At 58.9% G+C, this 18,158-nt stretch carries 14 protein-coding genes and 1 tRNA gene; 4 read left to right on the top strand and 11 right to left on the bottom strand.

What is annotated here, in order from left to right; translation table 11 throughout:
* Nucleotides 1-33: 33 nt before the first annotated feature.
* Nucleotides 34-110: transfer RNA gene (locus tag EXN68_RS10075), tRNA-Met, on the top strand.
* Between the two features lie 31 nt (nt 111-141).
* Complete coding sequence (locus EXN68_RS10070) at nt 142-567, top strand: hypothetical protein (RefSeq protein ID WP_142840651.1); 426 nt, start codon at nt 142-144, stop codon at nt 565-567.
* 333 nt (nt 568-900) lie between these two features.
* Here EXN68_RS10070 and EXN68_RS10065 read toward each other — a convergent pair whose 3' ends face one another.
* A complete protein-coding gene (locus EXN68_RS10065) occupies nt 901-2,157 on the bottom strand; it encodes an MFS transporter (protein ID WP_237681386.1) in 1,257 nt (418 codons plus the stop codon).
* A 445-nt stretch (nt 2,158-2,602) separates the two neighbouring features.
* On the opposite strand from EXN68_RS10065, the gene EXN68_RS10060 reads away from it, so the two are divergent.
* Nucleotides 2,603-4,354: a sensor histidine kinase gene (locus tag EXN68_RS10060; protein ID WP_237681384.1), complete on the top strand. Its 1,752-nt coding sequence runs from the start codon at nt 2,603-2,605 to the stop codon at nt 4,352-4,354.
* Complete coding sequence (locus EXN68_RS10055) at nt 4,351-5,664, top strand: sigma-54-dependent transcriptional regulator (RefSeq protein WP_142840649.1); 1,314 nt, start codon at nt 4,351-4,353, stop codon at nt 5,662-5,664. The genes EXN68_RS10060 and EXN68_RS10055 overlap by 4 nt, the downstream gene beginning before the upstream one ends.
* Before the next feature lie 350 nt (nt 5,665-6,014).
* Here EXN68_RS10055 and EXN68_RS10050 read toward each other — a convergent pair whose 3' ends face one another.
* From EXN68_RS10050 to EXN68_RS10005, 10 genes are all read right to left on the bottom strand, one after another.
* Entirely contained in the window at nt 6,015-7,058 is a 1,044-nt protein-coding gene (locus EXN68_RS10050) for an ABC transporter ATP-binding protein (protein ID WP_142840648.1), read from the bottom strand.
* 15 nt (nt 7,059-7,073) lie between these two features.
* Nucleotides 7,074-7,916: a carbohydrate ABC transporter permease gene (locus EXN68_RS10045; protein ID WP_142840647.1), complete on the bottom strand. Its 843-nt coding sequence runs from the start codon at nt 7,914-7,916 to the stop codon at nt 7,074-7,076.
* The gene (locus tag EXN68_RS10040; RefSeq protein WP_078052173.1) at nt 7,906-8,832 is read right to left on the bottom strand and encodes a carbohydrate ABC transporter permease; all 927 of its coding nucleotides are present in this window, start codon (nt 8,830-8,832) and stop codon (nt 7,906-7,908) included. Before EXN68_RS10040 ends, EXN68_RS10045 begins: the two co-directional genes overlap by 11 nt.
* A 54-nt stretch (nt 8,833-8,886) precedes the next feature.
* Nucleotides 8,887-10,146: an ABC transporter substrate-binding protein gene (locus tag EXN68_RS10035; RefSeq protein WP_142840646.1), complete on the bottom strand. Its 1,260-nt coding sequence runs from the start codon at nt 10,144-10,146 to the stop codon at nt 8,887-8,889.
* Nucleotides 10,147-10,175: 29 nt separating this feature from the next.
* Nucleotides 10,176-11,786, bottom strand: a complete 1,611-nt coding sequence (locus tag EXN68_RS10030; RefSeq protein ID WP_142840645.1) for an FAD-dependent oxidoreductase — start codon at nt 11,784-11,786, stop codon at nt 10,176-10,178.
* A gap of 1 nt (nt 11,787) precedes the next feature.
* Nucleotides 11,788-12,846 (bottom strand): LacI family DNA-binding transcriptional regulator, encoded by a 1,059-nt coding sequence (locus EXN68_RS10025; RefSeq protein ID WP_142840644.1) that lies wholly within the window; start codon nt 12,844-12,846, stop codon nt 11,788-11,790.
* Between the two features lie 350 nt (nt 12,847-13,196).
* The gene (locus EXN68_RS10020; RefSeq protein WP_142840643.1) at nt 13,197-13,991 is read right to left on the bottom strand and encodes an inositol monophosphatase family protein; all 795 of its coding nucleotides are present in this window, start codon (nt 13,989-13,991) and stop codon (nt 13,197-13,199) included.
* 3 nt (nt 13,992-13,994) lie between these two features.
* Nucleotides 13,995-15,056, bottom strand: coding sequence for an ABC transporter ATP-binding protein (locus EXN68_RS10015; RefSeq protein WP_142840642.1), 1,062 nt, complete (start codon nt 15,054-15,056; stop codon nt 13,995-13,997).
* Nucleotides 15,049-17,055, bottom strand: coding sequence for an ABC transporter permease (locus EXN68_RS10010; protein ID WP_142840641.1), 2,007 nt, complete (start codon nt 17,053-17,055; stop codon nt 15,049-15,051). Before EXN68_RS10010 ends, EXN68_RS10015 begins: the two co-directional genes overlap by 8 nt.
* Nucleotides 17,052-18,011, bottom strand: coding sequence for an extracellular solute-binding protein (locus EXN68_RS10005; protein WP_142840640.1), 960 nt, complete (start codon nt 18,009-18,011; stop codon nt 17,052-17,054). Before EXN68_RS10005 ends, EXN68_RS10010 begins: the two co-directional genes overlap by 4 nt.
* Nucleotides 18,012-18,158: the final 147 nt, after the last annotated feature.

Raw genomic sequence — 18,158 nt, 5'->3', positions numbered from 1 at the left:
CTCGCGACAAGTTCTGCGAACTTGCGCTGGTAACGCGGGGTGGAGCAGCCCGGTAGCTCGTCAGGCTCATAACCTGAAGGCCGCAGGTTCAAATCCTGCCCCCGCAACCAACGATCCCTGTGATCCCAATAAAGCCCCTTCGTGGGGCTTTTTGCGTTTCTGGGCACCGGATTGATCAGCGCGGCCCATGAGATCTTCCAAAAGTGCCCGCTCGTTGAGAAACTCGGGCTTCCTCTTGCCAGATGCAAACGTCAGGATGGCGGCAAGATCGCCGCGCAGCACGATCACCAGTTCCGCGCCGTCGGGCACGAGATCGATGCGGCTGACCAGCGTGCGAAGTTTGTCGGCCGCCAGTGCTCGCGTTTCTTCATTGCCCAACTGGTCGTGGAGAGCAGCGATCTCCTCATGATAATATTTTGCCAGATTGGGATGCAGCAGGGGAGGTGGCTCCTCCGCATCGTCGAGGAAGCCGACCAGCTCCTTCTTGCGCGCCTCGAGCGCCACCATCTTCGCGTTGATCCTGTCGGCAGCACCACCCTTCAGAATAAGGTCGAGAAGCGTGTATAGAAAGAGCAAGGGAAGGGTGGCAAATCCGGTAAGTCCGGCGGTAAACTCGCTCCGAGGAAAAGGCATTACCGCAAGGCCTATGCAATCAGGTTGATACCCAACCCTCATGCAGGATGTCTCGGAGCCGATAAACTTTAAAGTGTAGCCGTGTCCAGATACGGATGGGTTCGGACAGACCTGCAGCGCAAGCGCCGCCGGCTTTGGCAGTATTGAAGCAGAGGAGACGGCATCGAAGTGTGCCGCCGGTTGTACTTGTAGCGCGTAGGCAGCTGAACGCCGATGGCAGCCAAGCCTCGGAGGTGAGTCGAGGGGGGGGGCTACCCCCTCTCCCTCTTAGTCTTCGATGATCTCGCTCTGCTTGCTGGTATCACGCATGAACAAGTAGACGATGAGCGACACGCCAATCATGGCGGTGACGTACCAGTAGAAGCCCTGTTCCCAACCGGCGGTCTTAAAGCGCAATGCAACGAACTCCGCTGTGCCGCCGAAGAGTGTGTTGGCGAGCGCATAAGGAAGAGCAACGCCGAGCGCGCGGATATGGGCGGGGAAGAGCTCTGCTTTGACCACTGCGTTGATCGAGGTGTAGCCCGTCACGATCACCAGTGCGGCCATGACCAGCAATCCGGCCGTCAGCGGATCCTTGGCATGTTCCAGAGCCGAGAAGATCGGGTAGGTGAAGAGCACGCCCAATACACCGAATGTCACCATCAGCGGCTTGCGGCCGATCTTGTCGGACAGTCCGCCCGCAAGTGGCTGCAGCAGCATGAAGACGAAGAGCGTGACGGCGTTGATCTCGCTGGCGACCTCACGGGAGAAGCCGGAGGTGTTGACCAGAAATTTCTGCATGTAGATCGAGTAGGCGTAGAAGGCCAGGGTGCCGCCTGCGGTCAGGAGCATGACAAGTGCGGTCTCTTTCGGATGCTTGGTCAGGAGCTGCCAGAAGCCAGACTTCGGCGTGCCCTCAGCCTTGGCGTTCTTGAAGCTTTCGGTTTCAGCAAGACCGCGACGCAGCCAGAAGACGACGACGGCCAGCGCCGCGCCAACGAAGAACGGAATGCGCCAGCCCCAGGCATTGAGATCTTCCGGGGTCATGACGTTCTGTAGAATGATGAGGACGGCAATCGCCAGAAGCTGGCCCGAGATAAGGGTCACGTACTGGAAGGAGGAGAAAAAGCCGCGGCGTTCCTTGCCCGCCATTTCGGAAAGATAGGTGGCAGAGGCGCCATATTCGCCGCCGACGGAGAGACCCTGCAGCAAGCGGGCGATGACGAGAAGCGTCGGTGCGGCAACGCCGATCGTCTGGTAATCCGGTGTCAGGGCAATGATCAGCGAACCAAGGCACATGAGGGCCACTGAAAGCGCCAGTCCGGACTTGCGGCCATGGCGGTCGGCATAAAGACCCATGATCCATGCGCCGACGGGGCGCATCACGAAGCCGACGGCGAAGACGGCTGCGGAATTAAGGAGCTGTGCGGTCTGATCGCCTGCAGGAAAGAAGTGCGGTGCGAAGTAGAGCGCAAACGCGGCATAGACGTACCAGTCGAACCATTCGACGAGATTGCCCGTCGAACCGCCGATAATCGATTTCAGGCGCTGCTTGCGGTCTGGCGACTGCGCGGCAGCCTGATTTGCAGCTCCGTGGGTGACAGTATTTCCAGTCTCGATCAACACACTCAGACCCTCCCTTGGTCAAGTTCTACAAAGACGCCCGGTGCCTTCTTCCAGGCAGGGCCAAGATCGTGACGCGCGGCTTGAGCCTGGGATATTCCCTCCGAGTGACCAGCGAGCGTCCCGCAGAAAGCGTCCTTGCTGATCAGCACATGGCCGTTGATTTTAAAGCTGTTCGGCCATCCTCCCGACGGCGCGTCCTCTTCATGCAATCTGCGGCAGGGTGGGATGTCATGTGAAGGATTGATTGATGATCAATTAACTATCTGAATCTAATCAATTTAATTGATATATCCGAAAGGTCTGAGGCAAAATCTGTGCTGATTTTTGCATGGCGTTTCGATTGATTGTGCAATATCCTGCACAGATGTCTCTGAAATCTCGCCTACAAATCCTAGTGCTGGTGCTGCTCGTCCTCGTCGTTATTGCTCTTGTCTGGAGTGGAGCGTCCCTTTGGTCGCGTCGGCAGGCGTCGGAGCAGCTGGCGGAGGAGGCTGAACTGCTGGTGCGCCAGCACAGCCTGTTGATCGACAGCGAGCTTGCCCGTTTTCGGCTGATGCCGATCGTTCTCGGCGAATATGGCGATCTGGTTGATGTTCTATCGACCAAGAATCCGCAGACGGCAGCGCGGCTCAGCGAGAAATTCGGTTCTCTCGTGCGAGAGACCGGAGCCTCCTATATCTATCTGATCAATCGCGATGGCGTTGCCGTGGCCGCTTCCAATGCCCGCGACGACAGGAGCTTCGTCGGGCAGAATTTCGGCTTCCGTCCCTATTTCACCGGCGCAATGCGGGAGGGGAAGGCGGAGTATTATGGCGCGGGCCTGCTCACCCGCCAGGCAGGCTTGTTTCTGGCGCGGCGCGTCGGCCAAAGCGATGCCGCGTCCGGTGTCGTCGTCGTCAAATATGAGTTCGGCGCGCTTTCCGCCATCTGGGCCGGTGATCCGGGGCGCACGCTGATCGTCGATGCCAACGGCATCATTCTGGCGGCACCCGACAAGGACCAGATTCTGACAACTCTTGCTCCTTTGCCCACCGCGGTTCGTCAGCGGATCGATGCGATCGGCCAGTATGGCGATGCAAAGCTCGAGCCCGGCCACTATCGTTTTGCGGGACCGGATCGGATCGAGACGGCGCAGGGCGCGGAGATGATTTATGCCGCACTTCCCATCGTCGGAACGGATCTTCGCATCCTGCATCTTCTCGACACGCGACCGGCGCGTATCGCTGCCGACCGGCGGGCCACGCTTGCCGCGCTTGCCATCCTTCCGCTTCTGCTTCTCGCCGGTTCAGGCGTCTGGTGGCAGGCCAATCGCACGGCACGGCGCGCTGCAGAGCGGCGCAGCCTCGAGGCGGCGGTTGCTCAACGAACGGCGCAGTTGCGTGAAGAAATGGGATATCGGGCGATTGCCGATCAGCGTTACCGAGAAGCGCGGGAGGAGTTGGCACAGGCCAATCGGCTCGCCTCTGTCGGCTCCATTACTGCTGGCCTCATGCATGAGATCAATCAGCCGGTTGCGACCATCCGCACCCTTTCGGAAAATGCGCTCCACCATCTTGCGGCCAGTCGCAGCGAGCGGGTTCGCGACAGTCTCAGCACGATGATTGCGATGACGGAGCGGATCGGCACGCTGACGCAGGAAATGCGTGGTTTCTCCCGCAAGGGGGAGGGGCAAATCGGCGAAGAACCCCTGGATGGTATTATCGCGGGCGCGATGCTGTTGATGGAAGACCGGATCCGGAAGGCAGGCATTCGCCTGACGCTGCCGCCAAGTGGTCAACCAAGTGTACTTGGCAAGCGTGTGCCGCTCGAACAGGTTCTGGTCAATCTGTTGCAGAACGCCATGGACGCGCTCGAGGGACACGCCGATCCGGAGATTGCGATAACGGTGGAGCATCACGAGGACATGATTTGCCTGACAGTTGCCGATAACGGCCCGGGCATCGATCCGCAGCTCGGCAAGCAAGTCTTTCAGCCCTTTGTGACCGGCAAGCCAAATGGCCTCGGGCTTGGTCTTGGTATTGCCCAGGATATCATGAGCGATCTTGGCGGCGCTCTCACCATCACGGCGTCGGCGTTTGGGGGCGCGGCCTTTACCGTTACCATGAGGGCGGCATGACGCAGAATGCACCAGAGAAGATCCTGCTCGTTGAAGACAATATCGCCTTTCGTGCAGCATTGGCGGACAGCTTCGCCATCGCCGGCTTGGAGGTGGAGGTGCATGACGATGGCAAATCGGCACTTGCCAGCCTCTCCACCACGCTGCCCGGTGTCGTCGTCACCGATCTTCGCATGCCGCGCCTCGATGGCAACGATCTGTTCGATGCAATCCTTGCCCGCGATCGCGAATTGCCGGTCATCCTCATGACAGGGCATGGCGATATCGCCATGGCAGTCGCCGCCTTGAAGCGGGGCGCCTTCGATTTCGTGGCAAAGCCGTTCATGACGGACCATCTGATCGCCTCCGTCCGACGCGCGCTGGAAACCCGCCGTCTGGTCGTCGACAATCGGCGGCTGCGTCAGGCGGCTCTCGAGGCGGAACTGACATCGCCGCTGCTCGGCCAGACGCCCGCTATGGTCCAGTTGCGGGACTTGATTGAACGGGTCGCTCCGACGGACGTCAATGTGCTTGTCGAAGGCGAGACCGGGACGGGCAAGGAGCTGATTGCCAGGCTATTGCACCAGGGAAGCCCGCGCCGCGCGCGCCCATTCATCCGCGTCGATTGCGCGTCAATTTCGGATGCGATGGTTGACGAGACACTGTTCGGCACGCGCCTTCGTCGTGGGCTGATTGCCGAGGCCCAGCGTGGAACGCTGTTTCTGGATGGGGCGGAAACCATGTCTTCCCTGATGCAGGGGCGGATGCTAGGCGTGGTGGAAAGCCGGGAAATGCCCAATCCAAGCGGCGGGACGACGCCCGTCGATGTCAGGATCATTACCACCTTGACGAGGACACACCTTGCCGGTGACGATGAAAGGGCAGGCTTCCGCAAGGATCTGCTTTATCACCTCGAGACCGTGCGCCTCGGTGTGCCGCCACTGCGTCAAAGGCAGGGGGACATTGCCATCCTGTTCCATGTGTTTTTAGAGGATGCAGCGCGCCGCCATGGGCTCCCCAGTCCGCAGATCGATGCGGAGATCGAAGCGTTTCTCCTGAGCAATGAATGGCCGGGCAATATCCGCGAATTGCGCAACTATGCAACGCAGGTCGCGCTTGGGCTTGCCTCACCGCACCGCCAAGCGTCGACGAGGTTGGGTCTGGTCGAACAGATGGATGCTTTCGAGACAAGCCTTCTGACCCAGGCACTCCAAAGCCATGGCGGTGACGCAACGGCCGTCGCAGAGGCGCTGAATCTTCCCCGGCGAAGCCTTTACGCGCGGTTGCAGCGCTTGGGGATTCATCCCGCCTTCTTCAGAAAGCCGCGTTGAGGCGTCAACTCGTGGTCGCGCCTGAGCACTTGTGCTGACTTCACCCTCAGTGGTCACTGGGCTTTGATTTTATGTTCCTGGTTCGATCAAAGTGGAACGGCCAGCAGACCGGTCGACTTCGGTCTGACGCTGGAAGATTTTTCATCCTGACCTGAGGCCCGACCCGAATTCGTTCTCGAGTTATGATGAATGCTCAAAAAGTACATCTGATGATTGGCGTGGTTCGTGTGACGCTGTTCAAGACATATGGGTCTGATCGGCGCCAACAAGTGTCGTCGGAGCGCCGCTCGGATCTGCAGCGGTGCGCCTTTAGGTTCGGTTTGCAATGGCATGTCATGGCGCGCGGTCCGCTAGTTTAGTCGTTGACTGGTCCTGGCATCGAACAGGTGGATCGATGCCAGATCCGGCTGAATCTGGATGGTCGCCCCCGGCTGCGCCTGTACACGCTCGCGAAAAACACCGATGACCTGATGATTGCCGAGCATCATCGTAACCTGCGTTTCCGACCCCATTGGCTCCACCAGCAAAACCGTTGCGGTGAGGCCTTGGTTGACCAGCTCGAAATGTTCCGGGCGGATGCCGTATATCGCTTCGCCTGTGGCGGAGCCTGCCGGGAGGGGCAAAATGACGCCGTCAGCCTCGAAGCCATTGGTCGTAAGTTGTCCCTTGATGAAATTCATCGCCGGCGAACCGATGAAGCCCGCGACGAAGGGATTGGCGGGCCGGTCATAAAGCTCGAGCGGCGCCCCGCATTGCTCCACCCGTCCGGCATTCATGACTACGATCTTGTCGGCCATGGTCATGGCTTCCACCTGGTCATGCGTGACATAAACGGTGGTGACCCCCAGACGCTGGTGCAATCCCTTGATTTCACCGCGCATCACCACGCGCAATTTGGCATCAAGATTGCTGAGCGGTTCGTCGAACAGAAAAACCTGAGGATTGCGGACGATTGCGCGGCCCATGGCGACACGCTGCCGTTGGCCGCCGGAAAGCTGGCGGGGGAACCGTTCGAGCAATGGCGTCAGCCCCAATATGTCCGCCGCCCAGCTCACCCGCTCGGCAATCTCGGTCTTGCTGCCGCCGCGATGCTCGAGCGAGAAGGCCATGTTCCTGGCCACGCTCATATGCGGATAAAGCGCGTAGTTCTGAAAGACCATGGCGATGTCGCGGTCTTTCGGTTCGATCTCGTTGACGACACGGCTGCTGATCGAGATATCGCCGCTGGTCACGGTTTCAAGGCCTGCGATCATCCGCAGCAGGGTGGATTTGCCGCAGCCCGAAGGGCCGACGAGGACAACGAATTCGCCATCGGCAATATCGATATCGACACCATGGATGGTGGCGAATGCGCCATAGCTTTTCTTGACGGATCTAAGGGTAACGGGTGCCATAGGTCAGCCTTTCGATTAGCCTTTAAGCCCGGTATGGGCGAGGCCTTCGACGAATTGTTTCTGCGCAACGATGAAGACGATGAGTACGGGAATGGCGGTCATCGTTGCGGCGGCAAGCTGGATGTTCCACATCGGTCCGCCATAGGCGTCGGTAAATTGTGTCAATGCCTGGGGCAGGGTGAACTTATCGGGGCTGGAGAGAAAGACTATGGGTTCGAGATAGAGGTTCCAGCTGCCGAGAAATGTGAAGATCGCAACGGCGGCCAGCGCTGGACGGGCAAGCGGCAGGGCAATGGTCCAGAATATCTTGAACCGGCCGAGGCCATCGACCCGGGCGGCTTCCTCCAGTTCCACCGGCAGGGAAATGAAGAACTGGCGCATGATGAAGGTGGCGAAGACCGCCGGCGCACCGAAGATCGGCACCAGGATCAGCGGCCAGTGTGTGTTGATCATGCCCCATTTGAGAAACATCCGGAACAGCGGAACCAGCGTCACTTCTGACGGGATGAGCAACCCCACCAGCACCACCATGAAGATGGCGTTGGCGAAGGGGAACCTGATGCGTGCAAAGGCATATCCGGCCATCGAAGCCACTGCCATGGTGCCGATGGTGACGATTGCGGCGATATAGGCGGAGTTCCAGTATTGCAGCGCGAAGGGCTGTATTCTGAAAACGTCGGAATAGGACGAAAAATCGAAGGCGCGCGGCCAGATATCAGGCGGAAAGGCAAATATCTGGCTGACGGGTTTGACCGACGACGTGACCATCCACCAGGTCGGAAAAACGAAGGGGACAAGCAGCACACAGAGTGTGAAATAGATCAGCGTCTGCGCGCGTGGGCTGAGTTCAGTTTTCATAGAATACGAACTTTCTGCGCAGGTGCCATTGGATGAAGGTGAGCGCGCCGACAATGACCAGCAGGATGATGGAGAGTGTCGAGCCATAACCGAAGAGGTAGAACTGGAAGGCCTGCTGATAGAGGTAATAAACGAGAACCGTCGTGGAAAAGCCCGGCCCGCCCTGTGTGAGGATCATGATCTGCGCAAAGACCTGCAACGCGCCGACAATGGTGACGATGGAGGCGAGCAGGATCGTCGGGCTGATCATCGGCAGGGTGATGCGATAGAATTGCTTGAAGCGCGGCACACCGTCGACGCGCGCGGCTTCAAACAGTTCCCGCGGCACGCCCTGTAGTGCGGCAAGAAACAGGATCATGTTGAGACCAAGGTTCTTGAGCGCCTGCACCACGATGACCGAGATCATTGCCGTCGTGGGGTGGCGCAGCCAGTTGGGCCCCTCGACGCCGATCATTTGCAGGAGGCCGTTGATGCCGCCATTGTTCTGCAGAAGGAAGCTCCACACGATTGTCCAGGCGACCAGCGACACCACGACAGGTGAAAAGAACAGTGTGCGGAACACGGTCATGAAGGCCAGCTTCTGGTTCAGGAGCAACGCAAGCCCCAGCGCCAGGCTCATATTGAGCAGGGCAAGCCCGGCGGAGAACACGGCGGTCACCGCCAGCACTTCGCCTATGGCCGGATCGCTGAGCAGCTTCTGGTAATTGGCGACGCCGGTGAACCGGAACGATCCCGCCAGCACGTTCCACTCATGCAGCGAATACCAGAAGACCAGCACCAGCGGCACGAGCACGAAGACAACGATACCGATGAGTTGCGGCGCTATGAACAGATAACCGGTGGCGGCGTCACGGCGCGCCATGGTCCAGAAACCGCGCCGGGCCTGTGTCTGCGCTGTCTGGAGGGCAAGCGTCATGGCTTTTCTTCCTTCTGCTTTCGCATCCACGGAAAATCGGATGACTACCAAGCCTCAATTGGCCGCCAGCAACGGGTCAAGACGGCCGCAGAGCGCTTGCAGGACAGCCGTGACGTCGGCATCGGGACGCCAGAGACCGTCAAGGCCAGCGCGAACGGTCTGTTGCAGCCGGGCAAAATTGCGGACCTGCTGCGTTGATTGACCGGTGGCGACGCCACGAATGACCACGGCCTCTATCTGTTTACGCGACAGCAATGGGTTGGCGGCTGCGAGGACATCGGCGGTGAGCAGACTCTGCCGTGCTGGCGGGAAAAACCGCGCGAGCTTGGCCACATTAGGCTTGGAGGAGAAAAACGCCAGGAATTCCGCCGCAAGCTTCGGGTTTTTGCCGCTGGCCATGACGCCAATGCCGGCCCGGCCTGTTACGGCATAGTCACCTGCAGGTCCTGTAGGCAACGGCACGAGATCCCAGTCGAACGCCTTGTCGCCTTTCGGCAGCAGCGCTGCGCGGCTGATCTGGGTGGTCGTCATCGCCGCATCCCCGGCAAAAAAGTCGGCAGAAACACCGGGGCCTGGCATGGCTTTTTTCACGAAGATCGCATCGTGGATGAAGCGCATCGCATCAACCATCTCCGGGCTGGCAAAAGCGCAGGACTTTGTATCCTTCGACCAGGGATAGGCATTCCACCCGGTATAGACTTCGGCAAGGTTTTCCCAGGCCTTGTATTCGAAATCACGAATGATCAATCCCTGTTTGCCGGTGGCCGCGACTTTCGCGGCCGTCGCAATGGCATTGTCCCAGTTCCATTCGCCGGCAGCGATCATCTCGGCGGGCGTCTTTGCGCCTGCAGCCCGGATCATGTTGTTGTTGACGAAAACGCCGAAGGGCGATGTCGAGAAGGGATAGAGATATTGTACACCTTCGTAAGACCAGGCGGTGAGTGTTGCCGGGGGGAAGTCGCCCATGTCGTAACCTTCGGTATTGGCAAAGGTTTCGGTAAGGGGATAAAGCGCCCCAGCCGCCATGAAGTCAGGTGCGGTCGTGTCGAAAAGCCAGGCCAGATCGGGAGGGTTTCCACCGGCGATCTGGGTGGTCAGGGTGGTGGCATAACCTTCGTAGGCAAGCGAATCGTAGGTGATCTTGACGCCGGGATGGCTGGCCTCGAACTCATCGGCGATCTCGTTGAAGAGGGCGAGATGGGCTTCGTTGGCGCTCCAGATGGCCATTCGCAATTCCTGCGACAAAGCTGGCGAAACCAGCCCGGATGTGACCAGAAAACCGGTCAATGCAATTTTGACTATACTCCTGCGCATGAATAATCCTCCCAGATTATACGTTTTGGCTAGTAGCCGCGAATATCAGGCCAATGGCGCTCCACCCCTTGGCGTTCGATGTGGGTGTGAAACTCCGCCAGCCGCTTTTCATCGGCATGCACGCCATGCGGGGTCTCGCCCCTGTCAAGGCAATAGGCGGCCAGCATGCCGGCCACTTCGCCGATGTTCCATTCGACCGGATGCAGCCTGTAACAACCATTGGTGATATGCGTCGTGCCGATATTCTTGGATGCCGCCAGCAGGTTCGTTTTGTGGCGGGGAATAAGAGCACCGAGTGGGATTTCGAAAGGGCAGGCACCGACATCGATATAGTTATCGCCGCCCGTCGAGGGGTGCAGGTCGATGCGGTACATACCGATACCGATACTGTCGGGGTAATGCACCGCGCCGCGATCGCCGCGCACGGCAAGCGACAGATCCTGTTCGACCACCGTGGTCAGAGCACGAATGCGACGGCTTTCACGGATATAGGGCGCCATGGCCAGACCATGCTCCGTGCCGGTAATGTCGCCGCGCAGGCGCAGGCCCGGAAAACCCTGACCACCATCCGGGCGGGGCGCTTCGGTCTGCATCCAGTAGAACATGGAATAGGAGAGGCTTGCCGCATCGGCCAGCCGCTCGGCATATTGTTCGGGGGTAACGTCGATGATCGGCGCCTCGAAATAATCGATCATTGGCCAGTTCACGAGGCAGATATCGCTGGCATAGGCGCCGGGCCGAAATGTATGGCGGGCGGCAATGCGGCGGAATATCCACAGGCTCATATCGCCGGCGCTGTGGCGCTGGTCGGCAACGTCGCGTGTTGCGTTGTCGACCGGGTTGGGATCGAAAAAGCGGCGGCTGCGCTCCAGTGTCCGCGGATTGGGCGAGTCCCAGCTCAATAGCGGGCCGCCCCAGAATTCGGGGGCAACCTGACGCCAGTGGTCATGCCGGGCGGGTTTGTCGATGACATGATTGCCGTCAACCTGATCGACGGCGAAACAGATCGAGACGGCCTGCTGATTATGCGGTTGCGCCTCCGCCGGCGCGCTCGGCTCGCCGGTTTCGGATTGGGATTCGAAACCAGTGACATAGTCGGTTGCGGTCAGCGGCAGCAGATCGCCCAGTTCGGTGGCGTCGATGATATAGCGGGCCGAGCAGGAAACGAGATCACCGGTATTGCAATGGCGCAGCGTCACGGCCTGCACGGTATCACCGTCGACCTCTGCTGATATCGGCTCATAGGGCTTGAGGATGGTCAGCTTGCCGCCCGCTGCGTAAGGCGCCAGCATTGCCTCCATCACCGCCAGCGAAACGCGTGGTTCATGGCACAGGCGAGATACGTTGCCGTCTCCGGGGTTGAGCGTCAGATCGGCCCGGGCTGTGTCGGTGAGCGGATAGTGGTCGCGGTAATATTGCCGCACACCCGTGCGCAGGGCGCGATAGCTGGCGGTGATCCCGAACTGTTCCACCCAGCTGTGTTCGTCGGGCGGTACGGCCTGGCTGGTCAGCTGGCCGCCAATCCATTCGAATGCTTCGGTCAGGATAACGCTGCGGCCGTTGCGCAGGGCCCCGAGCGCCGCCGCCACGCCGCCAAGTCCGCCGCCAACCACAAGAATATCTGCATTGTATTCTCTCACGTCAGGTTCTCTTTCCTTGAGTTGGGCCTTGAGTTGGGGAGGCAAGCGTTTCGCCCGCCACGATGTCGCAGCCCAGCAATATCTGCTTTACGGGGCCGGGGGGGCTGGTGAGGGTCTCGACCAGCATGGAAGTCGCCTGCCTGCCCATTTCTTCGCGGGGGATGGCATAGGAGGTGAAGACGCGTTGCAACCGAAGCGTATGCGTGCGGGTGCCGCTGCCCAGCACCACGATGGAAAGATCGGCGGGGACACTCACCCCCTGGGCACGGGCATGATTGTCGAAGACCACCGCTTCGGCCACCTCGGCAAAAAAAACGACGCTTGCTCCGCTGGCGCGAACAGCGGCCAGCTGCTCGGCCGGATCGCCATTTTCACTTTCGTGGGAATAGACCAGCTCCGCCGCGCCCTTGATTGCGGCGAGAAAACCACGCCAGCGATCGCTGATGGATTCCGCCGGACCCGTCGCGCCGATAAAGGCGAAGCGGCGATGGCCAGCGGCAAGTGCTTCTCGGACAAGTGCATGAGTGGCCGTCACATAATCCGCGCCAACATAACGCACGGGCCCGCCGGCATCGTCACGACGACCGACTGCGACGTAAGGATAGTCACCGGCAACCAGCTGGGCCAGCTCATCGCTGTCGAACTGACTGCCCAGAATGAGGCATCCGTCAGCAAGTCGAAGCCGCCCCGTTTCCCCGAAGATACGCTTGCGGCCGTTATCGTCGCGCGCCGCAGCCGTCATCAGCAGAAGGTCGTAGCTCAACCTCTCTGCTTCCTCCTCTATTCCCATCAGGAAAGGCGTGTAGAAATCCGCCTGCGCAATCGGGAAAGCCGGCTGATAGGTGAAAACACCCAGGATCCGGTTGGCGCCCTTGACCATGCTGCGCGCGATGGGGTCCGCCACATAACCGGTGTCGCGAATGGCCTTCAGCACACGCTCGCGCGTTTCAGGCGGAATGCGGCCTTCCGCGGATTTCGCTTCGTTCAGCACGAGCGAAACCGTTGCCTGACTGACCCCCGCGAAGATCGCAATATCACGTTGCGTCACCCGCCTAACCATCGGAACCTCATCTTCAGTCGAATTGCTAATGCGTATTAGCTGCTGATACGTATAAACAGGGTTTGCGAGAGGATGTCAAGAGTGCGGTGTTGAGTGATGATGTGTCAGAGCGAAGCGTGCCATTTGCGTGGAGCCATCAGACATTTTTCAGCCATAGACCTGGTGCTGCCAGCAGAGGCTGCCGAGGATATAAGAAAGATCTGGCGTATCGATGCGCACGATAAGTCCCGGCTCTGGTGCGCAAGGCTTCGCGTATAATCGACGCCCCGGTTAACGGTCATTCGGCCAAAGTCGAAATTTTCAACAGAGCCCGCGCTTGTCGATAACCCCCCGAGCAACGAATCTGACTTCTATTGAAACTTGGTTCTGAGCCATTGATGCAGGGAAGAGGTTCCAGCCAGCAGTGAGCCGCCATCTGCTGGAATGTCGCCCGTGAGGGAGGTAACGAGAGCTCCCGCTTCCTGAGCGATAAGTTTGCCAGCGGCGTAATCGTAATGGCTGAGACCATCTTCGAAGTAGCCGTCGAGCCTTCCGGCCCCGACATAGGCGAGATCAAGTGCTGCCGAGCCAAGTCTCCGGACGCCTGCTGTCTCGTTAGTGATGGAATCCAGAGCTTGGAAGAAGGTGCTGCGGTCGATTGCCTTCAACTGTCCGTGGATCGGCATGGATAGAGAGATGATAGATTCCTCCGGCCGCTTTTCTTCTAACGGAGCCAGTTTTTCGCCGTTCAGCCGGGCACCCAAGCCGCGAATTGCGGTGAACATCTCGCCACGCAATGGGTCCAGGACGACACCCAGCAGCTCGCCTTCGTCGTCGCAGAGGGCGATGCTGAGGGCAAAATAGGGGATCCCCCAGATGAAGTTGCTCGTCCCGTCGAGGGGGTCCACCACCCAGCGACGTTGCGCGTCCGCCTTACGTGCACCGGTTTCTTCACCGACGAAGCCATAGCCCTCGCCCACTGTCGCCAGAACGGTGGCAATCGCCTCCTCGGCGCGAAGATCTGCTTGGGATGCATAATCTCCCAACGCCTTTCGCTGAACACTATCGCCCGAGACAGCGCCAAAATGCTTCTTCAATTCGGCACCTCCAACAAGGGCCGCGGACGACGCGATCTGCATCAGTTCGTCAAGCGACTGGTCCGCCATTATTCATGCTCCCGAAGGTAGAAAGGTAAAGGTCTCGAAATCGACACCGACGCGCGAACCGAGATCGAGCGCTCTGCGTGTTTCCACCGATAAGATTGGCCCGCTGTCAATCCGAAGGCTCTGCGTCCAGGCTTTGCCCATGAAGCGCTTATCTTCCACTCTGGCGTCTACAAGAGCGCTACCGCATTCGCGGATCATCACCTGTTCGGGACGCACCACAAGCGTGCCTTTACCGTGGTGGCTCTTTCCGGTGATAGGGAGCCTTGATCCGTCTGCCATCAGGAAGCCTGTCTCGTCAAAACTGCCCTCCAGAAAGTTCGCGCTGCCGACGAACTCGGCAACGAAACGGTTCGCCGGTCCCGAATAGATGGTTTGAGGGTCTGCAAGCTGCTGCACGACACCATTTTGCATGACGGCAATCCGGTCTGACATTTCCAGGGCTTCTTCCTGATCATGCGTAACGTAGATTGCTGTCAGGCCGAGTGTCTTCTGCAGGCTGCGTAATTCGTGGCGAAGAGCCACGCGAAGGCGCGCATCGAGGTTGGACATCGGCTCATCCATGAGAAGCAGCGGCGGGTTGATGACGAGTGCGCGCGCCAGCGCAATGCGCTGCTGCATGCCACCGCTCATTTCTGCAGGAAAGCGCTTGTCAACACCATGAAGCTCGACTTGTGCCAATGCGGAGTGAACTCTTTCGGCGATTTCGCCTTTAGGAATTTTTCTTAGCTTCAACCCGTAAGCAACATTGTCGAACACAGTCTGGTTCGGCCAGAGCGCGTAGTTCTGGAACACGAAACCGATATTCCTGTCCCAGGCGGGAAGAGTGGTCACGTTTTGGCCGTTAAACAGGATTTTCCCGCCATCAATCGGGTGAAAGCCTGCAAGCGCGCGCAAAAGCGTGGTCTTGCCGCATCCGGATGGCCCAAGCAGCGTGAAGAATTCGCCAGGCCTGATCGTGAAGCTGATGTCTTTCAAGACTGCGTGATTGCCAAAGGTCTTGGAGACGGCATCAATGACGACCTCGCAGCCTTGGGTGGGAGTTTTGGAAGATGAGGTTTCAACCACCGGATTTTCCTCGAATTTGGCCATAGCGGACAATGAAATAGAGCGGGATATAAATGATCAGCATCAGGAGGATTGTTTGCGCTGCCGAGACACCGAAATCGGCGTCCACAAGTGTGTTTTCGAAGATCACCGCCGTCATAGGCTTCCACGGCGGGCGATAAAGAACGATGGTGGAAGACAGCTCAGTGACGATGTGAAGGAAGGTGAGTGTTGCCCCGGTGACCGCGCCCGCAAGCACCAGAGGTGCGGTGATCGTGAGGAACACCCTGAATGGCCGCGCTCCAAGACTGATCGCCGCCTCTTCCAGTGCAGGGTGAACCCGACGCAGGGCAGCCTCTGATGCTTTTACCGTGAAGGGCAGGTTGCGGATGAGATAGGCAAGGACGAGGATAAACCAGGTGCCGGTCAGTTGCAGCGGCGCCTTGTTGAACATCATGATCAGGCCGATACCGAGCACCGTGCCAGGAATGACGTAAGGCATCATGACGGTAAGGCTGAGAACGGGTGCCAAGACTCGATAGCGCTTGCGGATAATGACATAGGCGATCCCCAGGCCGATTGCGCTTGCAGCCAGCGTCCCGGCAATGCCGAGCGACAAGGTCACCCATGCCGGCCCCATGCCGGTGCGCAGCATGGTCGTGTAGTTTGCGAGGGTAAAGTTTGCTCTGGGCAAGCCCACACGCCATTCCATGAAGCTGGAGATCAGTACCGTTAAATGAGGGGTAAATGCCATCAGGAGTGCAAGGATGACTGATCCAAGCACCAATGCCTGGCCAAGAGGCGAGAGTGGTTTGCGCTCCAATGCGCGCGAAGAGACCACGGCAAAACCGCGCCGCGCCAGATAGATTTGCTGTGCCATGAGAAACAAGCTGGAGATGGTGATGAGCACCATCGATCCCGTGGCCGCAAGCGCCGGATTGCGTCCCGCCTCGCTGAGGAAGGACGTGTAGATCAGAACCGGCAGCGCGTTGACATCGAGGCCGATGATGCGCGGCGTTCCGAAATCTGACAGAGCCGCCATCGTTGCGAGATAAAGACCCGTGATGATGCCGGGAAGTGCCAGCGGAATTTCCACCGACATGCGAACGCGTGGGGGCTTGGCGCCAAGGCTTTCTGCCGCTTCGATATGGCCAGCATCGAGACTTTGGAACGAGCTATGGCTGAGGAGAAAGATGATTGGAAAGACCAGCCAGGTGATGACCCAGATGACGCCATGCAAGCCGACAATGGAGACATCGAGGCCGAAGTAGTTTGTCAGAACGCCGTTGCGCCCGAGAAGCAGCCGCCAGGCATACGCGCCCAGAAATGGCGGCGACACAGAGGCCATGGTGACGAGGAAAACGATAGCCGTGCTCCCCGCGACCCGATAACGCGCAACAAGATAGGCGAGAGACACGCCGATTAAGGCGGCCAACCCGGTAGACGTTAGTGCAATCAGCAGACTGTTTATCGTCGCCGAAAGGGTCTCCGAGCGTGTGAAGAAATCTATATAATGAACGGGAGAGAGCGACAACGCCTTGTTTTCAAAGGTGATGTAGGCGTTTACCGCATGGGACAGCAAAACGGTGTTGGACGATTGCGCCTTGATATCCAAGGGCGCTGGAGCCGTTGTGGCGAAAAGCCCGCGCGGCGCCTGTTGCGACAGGGTAAACCGAGCGGAGCCAAGATCGAGTTCAAGCAGCCCGCCTTCGTCCTTGCCAACCAAAATCGGCTGTTGCGACGAGAGGCGAAGCGTTCGGTCGTCCTCGACATCGACAGTCAGGCCGTCCGTCGTATTCAACGATATGACGAGGCCGTCAGGGAGTTTCGCCACGTCGTAGCGGCTGGTCATTTCCGGGACAGATTGCAGTCCATCCCTGTTGTGCAGCAGGGTGAAACGACCGCCCTCTTCCAGAAGGGAGGCAGCAATGACGCGAATTTGCGGGACGATGATCGTCAGGCCGCAAAGCACGAGCGCGACGATGGAAAAGATAAGCCAGTTGTCGCGCAGCGCCTTCATTTCCCGCGAAGCTCCTGGAACCGGGCAACGACTACGGGCCGCGGATCGACCGCGGAAACGATCGTGAGAGAGGACATGTCGGGCAGAGCGGCCGGCGGCGTTACATCCTTGCGGGCAGAACGGCGAACGGTGGCATCGCGGACGATTTCATGTGCAGCCTTACTTCCGAGAAAATCGATGAAGCTCTTGGCGTCGTCGATGTGTTCGGCACCTTTGACAATGGCCTGAGCATCGATCTGCCCGGTAACGGCATCCGACGGATAGACGATATCTATCGGCAGGCCCTGGGCCTTCCACTTGGCGCCGAGATCCTCGTTGATCCAGCCAATTGCCGCTTCTCCATCGCGCACCGCGTTGAATGCGTCATCGGACCCCGGGGCGATGCGCGCGCCCTTGGCCATTTGGCCGACGAAATCCCAGCCGAAATTGCCTGCAAGAGCCGACAGGATGACATAACCTGTACCGGATTTCCCAGGGTCTGGAATAATCAGGCCACCGTCCTTCGCGAAGTCATGCGAGACGAGATCCTTCTGCGTCTTGGGTATCGATTTCGCCTCGACGCGCTTGGTGCTGACGATCAACGGCTGCAGCAGCACCGTGAACGGATGCCAGATGTGATTGGGATCGGTCGTCATCATGTTGGCGTCCGACTTGCTCTCGTACGCCTGGAAAAGCGTGGCATTTTCTTCGAAAGTCTGGGTCGGTCCGCCCCACATTACGTCCGCTGAGGAGTTGCCACCTTCAGCGCGAAGGCGCTCGATGAGCTCGCCTGTCCCGCCGCGCACGACGGTCACCTTGATATCCGGATTTGCCTTGGCGAAAGCATCGAGGATGGGCGCTGATGTTGCCTCCCCATGAGCGGTGTAGACGACCAGCTCTCCGGCATTTGCGACACTGAAGATTGATGCCGACGCAAAAGCGCCAGCCATAATCCGCCGTAAGGTCCATTTCACCATGACTATGTTCCCCTTTTTTAGTCACTGAGAAGAAGGTAGCCAATTAATTCCATTAACCGGATTAAAAATCAAGCCACCCTTTCGTCGAAAACGCATATTGAGATGTGGTATTTTGATATAAACGTTGTTTTCAGCTGTTTCTGTCTG

Source organism: Martinezella rhizogenes (genome assembly GCF_007002745.1).
Classification (GTDB): domain Bacteria; phylum Pseudomonadota; class Alphaproteobacteria; order Rhizobiales; family Rhizobiaceae; genus Agrobacterium; species Agrobacterium cucumeris.
This window is presented reverse-complemented; position numbering and strand designations above follow the sequence as displayed.